The 13,879-nt window shown below is 49.7% G+C and carries 18 protein-coding genes; all 18 read left to right on the forward strand.

Annotated features, from left to right (window positions below; all coding sequences use genetic code 11):
* The first annotated feature begins 72 nt into the window (after positions 1–72).
* Positions 73–876: an ABC transporter ATP-binding protein gene (locus NB647_RS00610; protein WP_269264618.1), complete on the forward strand. Its 804-nt coding sequence runs from the start codon at positions 73–75 to the stop codon at positions 874–876.
* Entirely contained in the window at positions 873–1,649 is a 777-nt protein-coding gene (gene mlaE, locus NB647_RS00615) for a lipid asymmetry maintenance ABC transporter permease subunit MlaE (RefSeq protein WP_269264619.1), read from the forward strand. The genes NB647_RS00610 and mlaE overlap by 4 nt, the downstream gene beginning before the upstream one ends.
* 85 nt (positions 1,650–1,734) lie before the next feature.
* Positions 1,735–2,193 carry an outer membrane lipid asymmetry maintenance protein MlaD gene (mlaD, locus tag NB647_RS00620; protein ID WP_269264620.1) on the forward strand — a complete coding sequence of 153 codons (459 nt, stop codon included), beginning with the start codon at positions 1,735–1,737 and terminating at the stop codon, positions 2,191–2,193.
* 11 nt (positions 2,194–2,204) lie between these two features.
* Positions 2,205–3,029, forward strand: coding sequence for an MlaA family lipoprotein (locus tag NB647_RS00625; protein WP_269283618.1), 825 nt, complete (start codon positions 2,205–2,207; stop codon positions 3,027–3,029).
* Positions 3,030–3,056: 27 nt separating this feature from the next.
* A complete protein-coding gene (locus tag NB647_RS00630; protein WP_416143570.1) occupies positions 3,057–3,710 on the forward strand; it encodes an MlaC/ttg2D family ABC transporter substrate-binding protein in 654 nt (217 codons plus the stop codon).
* A gap of 23 nt (positions 3,711–3,733) precedes the next feature.
* A complete protein-coding gene (locus tag NB647_RS00635; protein ID WP_269264622.1) occupies positions 3,734–3,994 on the forward strand; it encodes an STAS domain-containing protein in 261 nt (86 codons plus the stop codon).
* Between the two features lie 119 nt (positions 3,995–4,113).
* Complete coding sequence (locus NB647_RS00640) at positions 4,114–5,028, forward strand: ABC transporter ATP-binding protein (RefSeq protein WP_269283620.1); 915 nt, start codon at positions 4,114–4,116, stop codon at positions 5,026–5,028.
* A gap of 1 nt (position 5,029) precedes the next feature.
* Positions 5,030–5,791 carry an ABC transporter permease gene (locus NB647_RS00645; RefSeq protein WP_269264624.1) on the forward strand — a complete coding sequence of 254 codons (762 nt, stop codon included), beginning with the start codon at positions 5,030–5,032 and terminating at the stop codon, positions 5,789–5,791.
* A gap of 77 nt (positions 5,792–5,868) precedes the next feature.
* Entirely contained in the window at positions 5,869–7,122 is a 1,254-nt protein-coding gene (murA, locus tag NB647_RS00650) for a UDP-N-acetylglucosamine 1-carboxyvinyltransferase (protein WP_269264625.1), read from the forward strand.
* Positions 7,119–7,811, forward strand: coding sequence for an ATP phosphoribosyltransferase (hisG, locus tag NB647_RS00655; RefSeq protein WP_269264626.1), 693 nt, complete (start codon positions 7,119–7,121; stop codon positions 7,809–7,811). The genes murA and hisG overlap by 4 nt, the downstream gene beginning before the upstream one ends.
* Positions 7,812–7,821: 10 nt before the next feature.
* Positions 7,822–9,141 carry a histidinol dehydrogenase gene (hisD, locus tag NB647_RS00660; protein WP_269264627.1) on the forward strand — a complete coding sequence of 440 codons (1,320 nt, stop codon included), beginning with the start codon at positions 7,822–7,824 and terminating at the stop codon, positions 9,139–9,141.
* Positions 9,142–9,158: 17 nt separating this feature from the next.
* Positions 9,159–10,238 (forward strand): histidinol-phosphate transaminase, encoded by a 1,080-nt coding sequence (gene hisC / locus NB647_RS00665; RefSeq protein WP_269283622.1) that lies wholly within the window; start codon positions 9,159–9,161, stop codon positions 10,236–10,238.
* A gap of 17 nt (positions 10,239–10,255) precedes the next feature.
* Positions 10,256–10,852, forward strand: a complete 597-nt coding sequence (hisB, locus tag NB647_RS00670; RefSeq protein ID WP_269280852.1) for an imidazoleglycerol-phosphate dehydratase HisB — start codon at positions 10,256–10,258, stop codon at positions 10,850–10,852.
* Between the two features lie 41 nt (positions 10,853–10,893).
* A complete protein-coding gene (gene hisH / locus NB647_RS00675) occupies positions 10,894–11,532 on the forward strand; it encodes an imidazole glycerol phosphate synthase subunit HisH (protein WP_269283625.1) in 639 nt (212 codons plus the stop codon).
* A 49-nt stretch (positions 11,533–11,581) separates the two neighbouring features.
* The gene (gene hisA / locus NB647_RS00680; RefSeq protein ID WP_269283627.1) at positions 11,582–12,349 is read left to right on the forward strand and encodes a 1-(5-phosphoribosyl)-5-[(5-phosphoribosylamino)methylideneamino]imidazole-4-carboxamide isomerase; all 768 of its coding nucleotides are present in this window, start codon (positions 11,582–11,584) and stop codon (positions 12,347–12,349) included.
* Positions 12,350–12,375: 26 nt separating this feature from the next.
* A complete protein-coding gene (gene hisF, locus NB647_RS00685) occupies positions 12,376–13,134 on the forward strand; it encodes an imidazole glycerol phosphate synthase subunit HisF (protein WP_269283629.1) in 759 nt (252 codons plus the stop codon).
* Positions 13,131–13,529 carry a phosphoribosyl-AMP cyclohydrolase gene (hisI, locus tag NB647_RS00690; RefSeq protein ID WP_269283631.1) on the forward strand — a complete coding sequence of 133 codons (399 nt, stop codon included), beginning with the start codon at positions 13,131–13,133 and terminating at the stop codon, positions 13,527–13,529. Before hisF ends, hisI begins: the two co-directional genes overlap by 4 nt.
* On the forward strand, positions 13,526–13,870 hold the full coding sequence (locus NB647_RS00695) for a phosphoribosyl-ATP diphosphatase (RefSeq protein WP_269283633.1): 345 nt from the start codon (positions 13,526–13,528) through the stop codon (positions 13,868–13,870). The genes hisI and NB647_RS00695 overlap by 4 nt, the downstream gene beginning before the upstream one ends.
* Positions 13,871–13,879 lie beyond the last annotated feature (9 nt).

The raw sequence follows: 13,879 nt of genomic DNA on the forward strand, positions 1-13,879 counted from the left end.
TTTGTAAAAGATTTCTTTCATCGCCAAGCGGTGGATTACAATACGGGATTAACTGCAATCAAGAATCTTACTGTGTCCAATATTGTTGAAATTCGCGATCTCGTTTTTGGCTATGGAGACCGCGAAATCCTTTCCGGCATAAACATGACTTTTCCAAAAGGAAAAGTCGTTGCCATCATGGGCGGTTCCGGCTCAGGAAAAACCACCATATTGCGTCTGATCGGCGGCCAGCTGATTCCGAAAAGCGGCGATGTTACTGTCGACGGTGAAGTCGTACAACCGCTGGAAACCACTTCACTATACCGACTCAGACGAAAGATGGGCATGTTGTTCCAGTACGGTGCTCTTTTCACTGACCTGTCAGTTTTTGAAAATGTCGCATTTCCTCTCCGTGAACAAACCGATCTGCCCGAGGAACTGATTCATGATCTTGTATTGATGAAACTGAATGCTGTCGGACTAAGAAATGCAGCCGGGCTGATGCCCAGTGAAATTTCCGGTGGCATGGCACGCAGGGTTGCCTTGGCTCGCGCTATCGCACTGGATCCCCAACTGATCCTCTACGATGAACCTTTTGCAGGACTGGATCCCATTTCAATGGGTGTTACAGCCAACCTGATCCGCAAGCTGAACGATGCACTCCATTCGACGTCCGTCCTGGTATCACACGATGTGACCGAATCCTTTTCCATTGCCGATTACGTGTATTTCATTTCATCAGGGAAAATCGTTGCACACGGTACTCCGGCTGAAATGATGGAATCGACCGATCCCTACGTACATCAGTTCGTTCATGCTGAAACGGATGGCCCGGTACCGTTCCATTACCCCGGTCCATCCATAGCAGCTGACCTCGGAATGGAGAAAGCACCATGAGCAATTTCATCAGCAATCTGGGGTACAGAACCCGCAAGTCAATTGACGATATCGGTTATGCTGCCCGTTTGTTCGTTTCTCTCGTCGGCGCACTGCCCCGGCTCCTGAAACGTCCCCGTCTCATTACGGACCAGATATTTTTTATTGGGAACAAATCGCTGGTCATCATTTGTGTATCCGGTCTGTTCGTCGGTTTTGTGCTGGGTCTTCAGGGCTATTACATCCTTGTCCGGTATGGTTCCGAACAGGCTCTTGGCGTGCTCGTTGCACTGGCGTTGACACGCGAACTGGGGCCGGTGGTAACCGCCTTGCTTTATGCCGGTCGGGCAGGCACATCCCTGACGGCGGAAATAGGCCTGATGAAAGCCGGCGAACAGCTGGCGGCCATGGATATGATGGCCGTCAATCCCGTCAAAAGAATTCTCGCTCCCCGTTTCTGGGCAGGCATCATCTCCATGCCGATTCTGGCGACACTCTTCAGTGCGGCAGGAGTCATTGGAGGATATATTGTCGGCGTTGTACTGATTGGTGTGGACGACGGAGCGTTCTGGTCGCAAATGCAAGAAGGTGTCGATATCTGGAACGATATCGGCAATGGTGTTATCAAAAGCCTGGTTTTCGGATTCGCGGTAACATTCATGGCTCTGTTCCAGGGATATGAGTCGAAACCGACCCCGGAAGGGGTTTCTGGCGCAACAACCCGAACGGTCGTTTATTCTTCTTTACTGGTTTTGTGGCTGGATTTCATCATGACGGCCCTAATGTTTAACTAATTTTTAATTCATCCTTCGAATAAAACGAAATCAACCTTATAATTGGTTTTATCGAAAGAGCGGATGCATTGACAGAGGTATATTCATGCAGCGTAAATCACTGGATATCTGGGTTGGTCTTTTTGTATTGCTCGGTGCCGTTGCACTGATGTTTCTTGCCCTGAAGGCCGGAAACATGAGTTCATTTTCTTTCGAAAAGACATATACGGTATCTTCCCGTTTCGACAATATCGGAGGTCTGAAGCCTCGTGCTCCGGTAAAAAGCGCCGGCGTTGTTGTCGGGAGGGTGGGTGACATTTCTTTCGATGATCAGGATTACCGCGCACTCGTTACGCTCCAGTTGCAGGAGCGCTACAAATTTCCAAAAGACAGCAGCGCGAAAATCCTGACTTCCGGACTGCTTGGTGAACAGTATGTCGGTCTTGAACCGGGAGGAGACGAGGCCAACCTCACGGCCGGAGACCAGATCAAAATGACGCAGTCCGCTATTGTTCTGGAAAATCTGATCAGTCAGTTTCTTTACAGTAAGGCCGCAGAAGAATAAAGGTAACTCCCATGAACCGTCTGAAACGTCTAGCAAAACCCGCAGCCGCCCTGGTGGCGGCGGCTCTTTTGACAACCGGTTGCGCGACCAACAATCCGAATGATCCATTTGAAAATTACAACAGGGTCATGTTTTCCGTCAATGAAGCCTTTGACAACGTCATTTTCAAACCGGTCGCCACCATTTACAAAAACGTGTTGCCGGATATCGTCCAGACGGGGGTCACCAACTTTTTCGGGAATATCGCGGATGTCTGGACGGCATTCAACAATTTTCTGCAGGGTGAAGGGCAAAAAGGTCTTTCAGATGTCACCCGCGTCACCGTTAATACCATTTTCGGTCTGGGTGGCCTGATCGACGTGGCGTCTGATCTGAAACTGGCGAAACACCACGCCGATTTCGGTCAAACCCTCGGCGTGTGGGGAATGGAATCGGGACCTTACGTTGTTCTTCCGATTCTGGGTCCGTCGACGCTTCGCGACACCATTGCACTGCCTGCCGAATGGTATGGCGATCCATGGACCTATGTAGACAATATCCGCTTGCGTAATGCGGGTATCGTCGTCCGGGCAGTCAATTACCGTGCAGCTCTGCTGGACGCCTCGTCACTGGTTGATGACGCCTCGCTGGACAAGTACGAATTCATGCGGGATGCTTTCCTGCAGCGTCGTTACAAACAGGTTCACGGAAGTGACAGCGGCGACGGCGAATGGGAAGAAGTGACCGCTTCCGAACCTTTCATCAAGCCCGAACCGGCCATTCCTCTCAGCAAGACAGCAAAAGAAAATACGGCAGGGCAGGCAAAAGCCAAACCGGAAACAATACCGGCAAACTGATCATCAATTTTTAACGATTCTGAAAAAATGAATACTCTGAAAAAATGGTTTATTTTTCTGATGGCTTCATGCATGTTGGGTTTGACTGCAAGCGCAAACGCGACAGAAGCACCCGACGCCCTGGTCAAACGTATCAGCAAGGAAGTGATGGATGCAGCCAAAGCCAACAAGGAAATCAAAAAGGGTAATCAAAAACAGATTTACACACTTGTTGAAACCAAAATTTTTCCGCATGTCGATTTTCAGCGCATGACATCACTGGCTGCGGGCCGTTACTGGCGTCAGGCAACCCCTGCACAAAAAGAACAGTTGACCAAGGAATTCAGGGACTTGCTGGTCTACACCTACTCGAATGCTGTCTCCAAGGTTGACAATCAGCGTCTTGAGTTCAAACCTTTGCGCATGAGTCCCAATGCAACCGATGTCATTGTTTATTCCAGAATCATTCAGCCACGAGGCGGTGAACCGATTGAACTCAGCTATCGTATGGAGAAAACCGACAATGGCTGGAAAATCTATGATGTCAGCGTCTTGGGTGCCTGGCTTGTCGAAACCTACAAGGGAACGTTTGCCAGTGAAATCAGCCGCTCCGGTATCGATGGGCTGATTTCGGTTCTCGCCCAGAAGAACAAGCAGCTCGCTTCGGGTAAGGCAGGATCATCAGGCAATTCCGCAAAATAAACAAACAGAAAGTGTGTCCATTCATGTCTTTTGCCATAACATCGCTCAATTTTTCCAATGCAAAAAACGTTCTTCAGGAAGGACTTCAGGCGATAGCGCGCGGAGAACATGAATGTGACCTTGAAAATCTGGCACAGGTTGATTCTGCCAGTATCGCCGTGTTGCTAGCCTGGCAACGCGCCGCATTGCAAAACCATTCGCCTCTTCACTTCATAAACACACCGGAAAATCTTGTCAGTCTGGCATCAGTATATGGTGTAAACGACTTGTTGGCATTATCCTGAAAAACTTCCGGTGAACTTCAGATACATTCATGCAGGATGGCAACAGGAAAATATTCCCTTAAGTCCCCAGGCCAAAATCCATTCAGCCCGACACCAATTTCACCCATCCGTTTCACAAAATGAGTGCCATCGATATCTGTCAGATCAACAAAAGTTATCGATCTCTTCATGCCTTGAAAGATGTTTCTTTCTCCGTCGAAGAGGGTGAATTTTTCGGCCTGCTCGGACCGAACGGGGCAGGGAAAACGACACTGATATCCATCATGGCCGGACTTGTCAGAGCCGATAGCGGGCACATCCGGATATCAGGTTTTGATGTCATCGACGACTATCGGACAGCCAGAAAAAAACTGGGAGTCGTTCCCCAGGAACTGGTATTCGATCCCTTTTTCACGGTTCGGGAAACATTACGCCTCCAGTCCGGTTATTTCGGTCTGAAAAATAATGATGACTGGATTGATGAGATCATGTCGAACCTTGATCTGGCCGACAAGGCCGATGTCAACATGCGAGCACTGTCCGGCGGAATGAAACGCCGTGTACTGGTCGCACAGGCACTGGTCCACAAACCCCCGGTTATCGTTCTTGACGAACCGACTGCGGGAGTTGACGTTGAGCTTCGACAGACATTGTGGCAATTTATAGGCAGACTGAACAGGGAAGGACATACCATTGTGCTCACGACCCATTATCTGGAGGAAGCCCAAAACTGGTGTAACCGGATAGCCATGCTGAAAAACGGACGTGTGGTGGCACTGGATACGACAGAAGCGCTCCTGCATCGCGTAGCTGAATCACAACTAATTCTACAGCTTGATGACAGGGATTTGCCCGATTCACTCAAACCGCTGGTCTCGCAATGTGACATTGGCCACACATCCAGAACCTGGACACTGCGGATCAGCCATTTTACAGACATTGAAAAAATACTTTCCGAATTGAGAAAATATCATATCGTCGTCAATGATCTGCAATTCAGACAACCCGATCTGGAAGATGTTTTTTTACAAATCATGGATTCTCGACTGAACTGACGTGTTTGCCATCACTTTTCAAACGCTTTTTTATAAAGAAGTATTGCGATTCATGAAAGTCGCAACACAAACCATAACGGCACCGATCGTAACAGCGTTGCTTTACCTGCTGATATTCGGTCATGCACTGGAAGACTATGTCCAGATCTATCCCGGGGTAGGATACACAACCTTTCTCGTTCCGGGACTGGTCATGATGAGTCTCCTTCAGAACTCTTTCGCCAATTCATCATCCTCCCTGATCCAGTCGAAAATCAACGGCAGCCTTGTTTTCATTTTGCTGGCCCCTATTTCGCACTGGCAATTGTATCTGGCTTATATGCTGGCAGCTGTCGTTCGCGGACTGATCGTTGCCACAGGCGTCTTCATTATTACAGTCTGGTTTGCCCAGCCACTGCTTCATTCGCTCATCTGGATACTTTTCTTCGCCTTTCTCGGTTCAGCCATTCTCGGAACCATGGGAATCATTGCCGGAATCTGGGCAGACAAATACGATCAGTTGGCCAGCTTCCAGAATTTCCTGATTATGCCAGCAACTTTCTTGTCAGGCGTCTTTTACACGATTCACTCGTTGCCGGCTTTCTGGCAACGAGTCTCGGAATTCAACCCGTTCTTTTACCTCGTGGACGGATTCCGATACGGTTTTTTCGGCCACTCGGATGTCAATCCCTGGACAAGTTTTTGCATAGTCAGCATCTTTTTTTTGCTTCTGGCACTTTTAGCCGTGCATTTATTGCAAAAAGGATATAAATTGCGTTTTTGACATTTGTACGGAAATCGCAGGGCAAACAACTGACGAAAACATTCAAATATATAAGCCAAATATTAAAGATTTTTTAAATGGACAAGTTAATTATTCATGGTGGCAACCGCCTTAATGGCGAAATCAAGATTTCCGGTGCGAAAAATGCCGCTTTGCCTATTTTATGCGCAAGCCTTTTGACAGCCGACGATATTGAACTGACCAATGTTCCCCACCTGAAAGACGTCCAGACCATGCTGACACTGTTGCAGCAAATGGGAGTTACCGTCAGAAAAGACGGGAACAGAATGATTCTGAATGGAGGTGCTGTTCATAATTTTTACGCTCCCTATGAACTGGTCAAAACCATGAGAGCCGCTATCCTGGTCCTGTGTCCTCTGGTTGCCCGCTTCGGTGAGGCCAAAGTATCTCTTCCGGGAGGATGTGCCATCGGTTCACGACCGGTCGAACAACACATCAAGGGACTGCGTGCACTGGGCGCCGAAGTCGAAATCGAGGCTGGTTACATCTACGCAAGGGCAAACAAGCTGAAAGGTACACGAATCGTCACTGATATGATTACCGTGACAGGAACGGAAAATCTGTTGATGGCAGCCACTCTGGCCGAAGGTGAAACAGTCATCAAAAATGCCGCCCGTGAACCCGAAGTGACCGATCTGGCTCACTTGCTCATCAAAATGGGTGCCAGAATCGAGGGTATCGGAACCGACCGGCTCGTCATCCACGGGGTAGACCGGTTACACGGTGCGAAACACGAAGTCATTCCCGACCGTATCGAAACCGGAACGTTTCTTTGCGCTGTCGCAGCAACGGGCGGAGATGTCACATTGACCAAAACGCGCGATAATATACTCGAGTCGGCCCTGAATAAAATCCGTGAAATGGGAGCTGACATATCGACCGGCAATGACTGGATTCGTATCAAGATGGAAAACCGTCCCAAAGGCGTCAATTTCAGAACGACGGAATATCCCGGTTTCCCCACCGACATGCAAGCCCAGTTCATGGCCGTAAACTGTCTCGCTGCCGAAGCGACCCATGTCATCGAAACAATTTTTGAAAACAGATTCATGCATGTACAGGAACTGAACCGGCTGGGAGCACGCATCAAAACAGAGGGGAATACCGCATTTATTTCGGGCGTAGGCAAACTGGTCGGTGCACCGGTTATGGCAACAGATCTGCGCGCTTCAGCATCACTTGTCATCGCCGGCCTTGCCGCGCACGGAGAAACCCACGTTAACCGGATCTATCACCTCGACCGCGGATATGATCAGATGGAAGTGAAACTATCCGCCGTTGGAGCCGATATCATAAGAGTGAAACAATGAACCAGACAGCAGAAAGACCATCACAGGAACTGATCCTTGCCCTGTCCAAAGGGCGGATTTTCGAAGAAACCATGCCACTTCTGGAAGCAGCCGGCATTACTGTTCTGGAAGATCCGGAAACATCCCGTAAACTGATTCTTCCGACAAACAAGCCTCAGGTCCGCGTGATCATTGTTCGCGCCACAGATGTACCGACATATGTCCAGTACGGAGCAGCCGATTTCGGTGTCGCCGGCAAAGATGTCCTTCAGGAAAACGGCAGTACCGGGCTGTATCAGCCGATTGATCTGCAAATCGCGAGATGCCGGCTTTCCGTCGCAGTCAAAAAAGATTTTGATTACGAAAAGGCCATCCGGCAAGGCGCTCGCCTGAGAGTCGCCAGCAAATACGTGCAAGCGGCCAGAGAACACTTTGCCAAAAAGGGGATTCATGTCGATATCATCAAGCTCTATGGCTCCATGGAACTGGCGCCGCTTGTCGGCCTTTCAGACGTCATCGTCGATCTGGTCAGCACCGGAAATACACTAAAAGCAAACAATCTGGTAGAAGTCGAACAGATACAGGAAATCACGTCCCGTCTGATAGTCAACCAGGCTTCCCTGAAATTGAAGCGCCAGATGTTACAGCCTATACTGGACGCATTCAAAGCGGCTTCGACCTATTCTGAACCCAACCAACAAACCGAATGAGTGTGAAATCATGACCGTTCAAATCCGCAGACTGGCTACAACCCAGAGTGATTTCAAAAACCAGTTGGCCAATGTATTGGCCTTCGAGGAAAAAGAAGATGAATCCATCAATTCTGTCGTCGCCAATGTTCTGGCCGACGTCAAAACCAATGGCGACAAGGCTGTTCTGGAGTACACGCGACGTTTCGACCGCCTGTCCGTCAACTCCGCTGCCGAACTGGAGATATCGAAAACAGATTGCGAAGCAGCGCTCGCCTCACTGACGCCAGAACGCCGCGCGGCATTGCAGGCCGCAGCAAACCGTATCCGGAAATACCATGAATATCAGAAACGTTCCTGCGGCAGTGACGGTTTTACGTTTACGGACGAGGACGGTACGTCCCTCGGACAAAAGGTAACACCGCTGGACAGCGTGGGTATTTACGTGCCGGGCGGCAAGGCAGCCTATCCGTCTTCCGTACTGATGAATGCCATTCCCGCCAATGTCGCGGGAGTAACGGAAATCGTGATGGTAGTACCGACTCCTGACGGCGCCAGAAATGAACTGGTATTGGCGGCAGCGGCTCTGTCTGGTGTCACCCGGGTGTTTGCCGTAGGTGGCGCACAGGCCATCGGTGCTCTGGCCTATGGGACGGAAACCATTCCGTCTGTTGATAAAATCGTCGGTCCGGGTAACGCTTATGTCGCTGCGGCAAAACGACGGGTTTTCGGTACTGTCGGTATCGATATGATTGCAGGCCCTTCCGAAATTCTGGTTATCTGTGATGGATCGACCCATCCGGACTGGGTAGCGATGGATCTGTTTTCACAGGCAGAGCATGATGAAATGGCACAGTCCATCCTGATTTCACCGGATGCAAGCTATCTCGACCGCGTCAACGACAGCATCCAGAAATTGTTGCCTGGCATGATTCGTAAAGACATTATCACAAAATCACTGTCTTCCAGAGGAGCGATGGTCCACGTAAAAAACATGGAAGAAGCGTGCGAAATCGCGAACCGGATCGCTCCGGAACATCTGGAGATCTCGGCAGAAAATCCGGAACACTGGGCCGAACTGATCCGTCATGCCGGGTCCATTTTCCTGGGGCGGTTCACTTCGGAAGCACTTGGCGATTACTGTGCCGGCCCCAATCATGTTCTGCCGACATCAAGAACGGCCCGTTTTTCCTCACCACTCGGCGTTTACGATTTCCAGAAACGTTCCAGTCTCATTTGCGTCAGTGCCGAAGGTGCACAGACACTGGGTAAAATCGCAGTGGAACTGGCAACCGGTGAGGGGCTTGAAGCACACGCTCGCAGTGCCGGTCTGAGAATTGAAAAACAATAATACGGATACAAACCATTATGTCTTTAATCGATCAGGTCATCCGGCCGGATGTTCGGGCCATGTCGGCATATGCGGTCGCCGATTCAGAGGGTTTTCTGAAACTGGATGCCATGGAAAACCCATATACTTTGCCGCAAGCCCTGAAAGTCGAACTGGCATCACGGCTGGCGAATGTGGCACTGAACCGCTATCCGGTTCCTTCCTATACCAATCTGAAAGCCAAAATATGCCGGTGTATGGGAATTCCGGAAGGATACGGCATCATGTTGGGAAACGGCTCTGACGAGCTCATTTCGCTGGTCGCACAGGCCTGTGCCACGAAAGATCATCCTGCCAAAATGATTGCTCCGGTTCCGGGTTTCGTCATGTACGCCCTGACGGCCCAGTTTGCCGGTATGGAATTCATCGGAATACCGCTGAAAACCGACTTCACACTCGATACCGAAGCCATGCTCTCCGCCATCGAAGAGCACCGGCCTGCGGTTGTTTATCTCTCCCAGCCACACAATCCAACCGGCACTCTTTTTGAAGAAAAAGACGTGATCCGAATCATCGAAGCCATGAGTGACAAGGGTATTGTCATCAGTGACGAGGCATACCAGCCTTTTGCCGAAGCGAGCTTCATGTCAAAACTGCCGGTTTATCCCAATCTGGTTGTGATGAGAACGGTCTCAAAACTGGGTCTGGCGGGAATCAGACTGGGTTACATGTCTGCCACAGCAGAACTGCTGGCAGAATTCGACAAGGTTCGTCCTCCGTATAATGTGAACGTTCTGACAGAAGCAACAGCTGAATTCGCGATGGACCACATCGATGTTTTCAACAGACAGGCGGCCATTATCCGGTCCGAACGTGAAAAACTGGCACAAGCACTTGAGAAATTGCCAGGTGTCGAAGTATTTCCCTCCCGGGCCAATTTCCTGCTTGTCAGAATCCCCGACGCCAATGAAGTCTTCGAAAAACTGCTGTCCCGTAAAATTCTGATCAAAAATATGGGTAAAATGCATACACTTCTTCAAAATTGCCTGCGTATTACGGTTAGTTCACCTGAAGAAAACAGACAATTCCTGGACCAGTTTAGTGCCTGTATTCAATAATCACTTCAAAACACATTATGTCAGCGCCCAGAACCGCAGAAGTTATCCGCAATACCAACGAAACGAAGATTCATGTCACAATCAATCTGGACGGTACCGGTCGCCAGAATCTTGCAACCGGCGTTCCGTTTCTCGATCACATGCTGGATCAAATCGCCCGCCACGGTCTGATTGATCTGGATATACAGGCACAGGGCGACTTGCACATTGACGACCATCATACCGTTGAGGATATCGGCATCGCGCTCGGCCAGGCATTGTTTCAGGCGGTCGGCGACAAAAAAGGCATTCGCCGGTATGGTCATGCCTATGTTCCGCTTGATGAATCGCTTTCAAGAGTGGTCATCGATTTTTCAGGACGACCTTATCTGGAATTTCATGTACCTTTTGTCCGCGCAACAACCGGCCGTTTTGATCTGGACCTTGTACGTGAATTTTTCCAGGGTCTGGTCAACCATGCTAGGATTTCGCTGCACATCGATAATCTGCGTGGAGAAAACGCCCATCATCAGTGCGAAACCGTATTCAAGGCCTTTGGACGTGCATTACGTATGGCTGCCGAACGGGATCCAAGGGCCGCCGATACGATTCCGTCGACAAAAGGAACTCTGTAACTCCTGCTGCATTTCATCTTTATTCTGACCTTTTGATCCCTATGAAAAAAATAGTTGTTGTTGACTACGGCATGGGAAATCTGCGTTCCGTAGCGCAGGCGTTACGGGCTGTCGCACCTGACATGGAAATTCTTGTTTCAGGCAGGGTATCCGACCTACAAGAGGCAGACCGTATTGTTTTGCCTGGCCAGGGAGCCATGCCGGACTGCATGGCCTCTCTTGAAAAATCAGGCCTGAAAGAAGAACTCGTCAAAGCTGCCGGGAAAAAACCGGTTTTCGGAATTTGTGTCGGAGAACAAATGCTTCTCGACTGGAGTGAAGAAGGCGATACGCAAGGACTCGGCCTTATTCCGGGCAAAGTGATACGATTCCGACTGGACGATCAGCGCCAAAACGACGGCTCGCGATACAAAGTCCCCCAAATGGGATGGAACCAAGTCATTCAGAACCGGTCTCACCCGCTTTGGAAAGGTATTGACGACAAAAGCTTCTTTTATTTCGTCCACAGTTTTTACGCTGTTCCAAAACATCAGGAGCATATAGTCGGCAATACCGAATATGGCACCCTTTTTTGCAGTGCTGTCGCTCATGAAAATATTTTCGCGACCCAGTTCCATCCGGAAAAAAGCGCAGCCGCAGGCCTTCAGCTTTACAAAAATTTTATCCACTGGAATCCCTGACAGTAAACACTTACTGATTGTTTAATCACTTTTCCAATATTGCTTTATCATGTTGCTTATTCCTGCTATTGATTTGAAAGATGGCTCCTGTGTACGACTGAGACAGGGTGATATGAACCAAGCTACGGTATTTTCCGAAGACCCCGCCGAAATGGCATTACACTGGCTGAAACGAGGCGCCAGACGGCTTCATCTGGTCGATCTGAATGGTGCATTTGCCGGAAAACCTGTCAATGAAGCGGCTGTAAAGGACATCATCCGGGTTGTTCAGGATTATGCCGAGGACAATGACCTTGACGAGATCCCCGTTCAGCTGGGCGGAGGCATCCGCGATCTTGATACAATCGAACGTTACCTGGATCACGGTCTTTCCTACATTATCGTCGGAACAGCAGCTGTCAAAAACCCGGGATTTCTGCAGGATGCCTGTGGCGCTTTCCCCGGTCAGATCATCGTCGGTCTGGACGCCAAAGGCGGCAAGGTGGCTACCGATGGCTGGAGCAAGCTTTCCCGTCACGATGTGATCGAACTTGGAAAAAAATACGAAGGTTACGGTGTAGAGGCAATCATTTATACGGATATCGGCCGTGACGGTATGATGGCGGGTGTCAACATCGAGGCGACAGTCAAACTGGCCCGTGCCGTAAAAGTGCCGGTCATTGCATCTGGCGGAGTGCACGATCTGGGAGACGTCGAAGCACTTTGCGCTGTACAAGGCGAGGGAATCGAGGGAGTGATCTGCGGACGTTCCATCTACGAAGGGACCCTCGATCTTGAAGAAGCCCAGATTCGTGCAGATGAACTGTCCGAGCTGTGACGCAACCAAGTCAGGGGAAAAAGGTTATGTTGACCAAAAGAATCATTCCATGTCTTGACGTAACAGCCGGCCGGGTCGTCAAGGGAGTCAATTTCGTCGAACTCAAGGATGCCGGCGATCCTGTCGAAATCGCACGCCGTTACAACGACCAGGGTGCGGATGAATTGACGTTTCTGGATATAACGGCTTCCAGTGACCAGCGCGATCTTATCCTGAATATCATCGAAGACGTTTCTTCACAGGTTTTCATTCCCCTGACAGTAGGAGGAGGGGTCCGTACAGTCGAAGACGTCAGACGTCTGTTAAACGCAGGTGCCGACAAGGTCAGTATCAATACATCTGCCGTTACCAACCCCCAGCTGGTTGCGGATGCTTCATCCCGTTATGGATCACAATGTATTGTCGTTGCAATCGATGCAAAACAGGTATCTCCCGGAAGATGGGAAATATTCACTCATGGCGGCCGCAATCCGACTGGACTCGAAGCCGTTTCATGGGCCCAAAAGATCGAAAATCTGGGCGCTGGAGAAATCCTGCTCACCAGTATGGACAGGGACGGAACCAAAAGCGGATTCGATATCGAACTGACCCGTGCCATATCCGATTCTGTCAATATTCCCGTCATCGCTTCCGGCGGCGTAGGCAATTTGCAGCATCTTGCCGAGGGTATTCAGAAAGGCCATGCAGATGCGGTACTGGCCGCCAGTATCTTCCATTATGGCGAATATACCGTACAGCAAGCCAAGAAATTCATGTCTGACCAAAATATTCCGGTACGCTTATGAAGAACCAAGACTGGCTGAATGTTATTCAATGGAACGAGCAGGGACTCGTTCCGGTCATTACACAGGACGTTTCAACGAACAGGGTTCTGATGCTGGCCTGGATCAACCGTACGGCACTGGAAAAGACCCTGCAATGCGGAGAAGCTGTATACTGGAGCCGCTCAAGAAACAGACTCTGGCATAAAGGGGAGGAATCGGGACATATTCAGAAAATCGTCGATATACGTCTTGATTGCGATAACGATGCCCTGTTATTTCTCGTTGAACAGACCGGGCTGGCATGCCATACCGGAAGACTTTCATGCTTTTACCAGCACCCCGAAAATACAGAAGGAAATATCCAGTGGATTGCTGTCGATCCCGTATTGAAAAAACCTTCGGAAATATACAAATGAACGATATTCTCTCAAGAATCGCATCCGTTATTGAATCCAGAAAACTGGCGAATGGTGGCGACCCTCAAAAATCCTACGTCAGCAGCCTGTTTGCCAAGGGCGATGACGCTATAATGAAAAAAGTCGGCGAAGAAGCGACTGAAACCGTCATGGCTGCCAAGGATATCCGTAACAATATGCCTGCCGGAAAACTGGTCTATGAATGTGCCGACTTATGGTTTCATACCATGATTCTTCTGGCACAATTTGACCTGACGCCTGATGATGTTTTGAAGGAACTGGCACGTCGCGAGGGAATGTCAGGCATAGAGGAAAAAGCGTCACGCAAGAAAGTATCCTGATAATTTGCA

The organism is Oxalobacter aliiformigenes (genome assembly GCF_027116575.1).
Classification (GTDB): domain Bacteria; phylum Pseudomonadota; class Gammaproteobacteria; order Burkholderiales; family Burkholderiaceae_D; genus Oxalobacter; species Oxalobacter aliiformigenes.

Excerpts from the sequence above, each read along its gene's own strand:
- NB647_RS00635 (WP_269264622.1), top strand. The coding sequence starts at position 3,734 with ATGTCTTTTGCCATAACATCGCTCAATTTTTCCAATGCAAAAAACGTT.
- hisI (WP_269283631.1), top strand. The coding sequence starts at position 13,131 with ATGAAGAACCAAGACTGGCTGAATGTTATTCAATGGAACGAGCAGGGA.
- hisH (WP_269283625.1), top strand. The coding sequence starts at position 10,894 with ATGAAAAAAATAGTTGTTGTTGACTACGGCATGGGAAATCTGCGTTCC.
- NB647_RS00640 (WP_269283620.1), top strand. The coding sequence starts at position 4,114 with ATGAGTGCCATCGATATCTGTCAGATCAACAAAAGTTATCGATCTCTT.
- hisB (WP_269280852.1), top strand. The coding sequence starts at position 10,256 with ATGTCAGCGCCCAGAACCGCAGAAGTTATCCGCAATACCAACGAAACG.
- hisF (WP_269283629.1), top strand. The coding sequence starts at position 12,376 with ATGTTGACCAAAAGAATCATTCCATGTCTTGACGTAACAGCCGGCCGG.
- hisG (WP_269264626.1), top strand. The coding sequence starts at position 7,119 with ATGAACCAGACAGCAGAAAGACCATCACAGGAACTGATCCTTGCCCTG.
- NB647_RS00625 (WP_269283618.1), top strand. The coding sequence starts at position 2,205 with ATGAACCGTCTGAAACGTCTAGCAAAACCCGCAGCCGCCCTGGTGGCG.
- hisD (WP_269264627.1), top strand. The coding sequence starts at position 7,822 with ATGACCGTTCAAATCCGCAGACTGGCTACAACCCAGAGTGATTTCAAA.
- mlaD (WP_269264620.1), top strand. The coding sequence starts at position 1,735 with ATGCAGCGTAAATCACTGGATATCTGGGTTGGTCTTTTTGTATTGCTC.
- NB647_RS00630 (WP_416143570.1), top strand. The coding sequence starts at position 3,057 with ATGAATACTCTGAAAAAATGGTTTATTTTTCTGATGGCTTCATGCATG.
- hisA (WP_269283627.1), top strand. The coding sequence starts at position 11,582 with ATGTTGCTTATTCCTGCTATTGATTTGAAAGATGGCTCCTGTGTACGA.
- NB647_RS00695 (WP_269283633.1), top strand. The coding sequence starts at position 13,526 with ATGAACGATATTCTCTCAAGAATCGCATCCGTTATTGAATCCAGAAAA.
- mlaE (WP_269264619.1), top strand. The coding sequence starts at position 873 with ATGAGCAATTTCATCAGCAATCTGGGGTACAGAACCCGCAAGTCAATT.
- hisC (WP_269283622.1), top strand. The coding sequence starts at position 9,159 with ATGTCTTTAATCGATCAGGTCATCCGGCCGGATGTTCGGGCCATGTCG.
- murA (WP_269264625.1), top strand. The coding sequence starts at position 5,869 with ATGGACAAGTTAATTATTCATGGTGGCAACCGCCTTAATGGCGAAATC.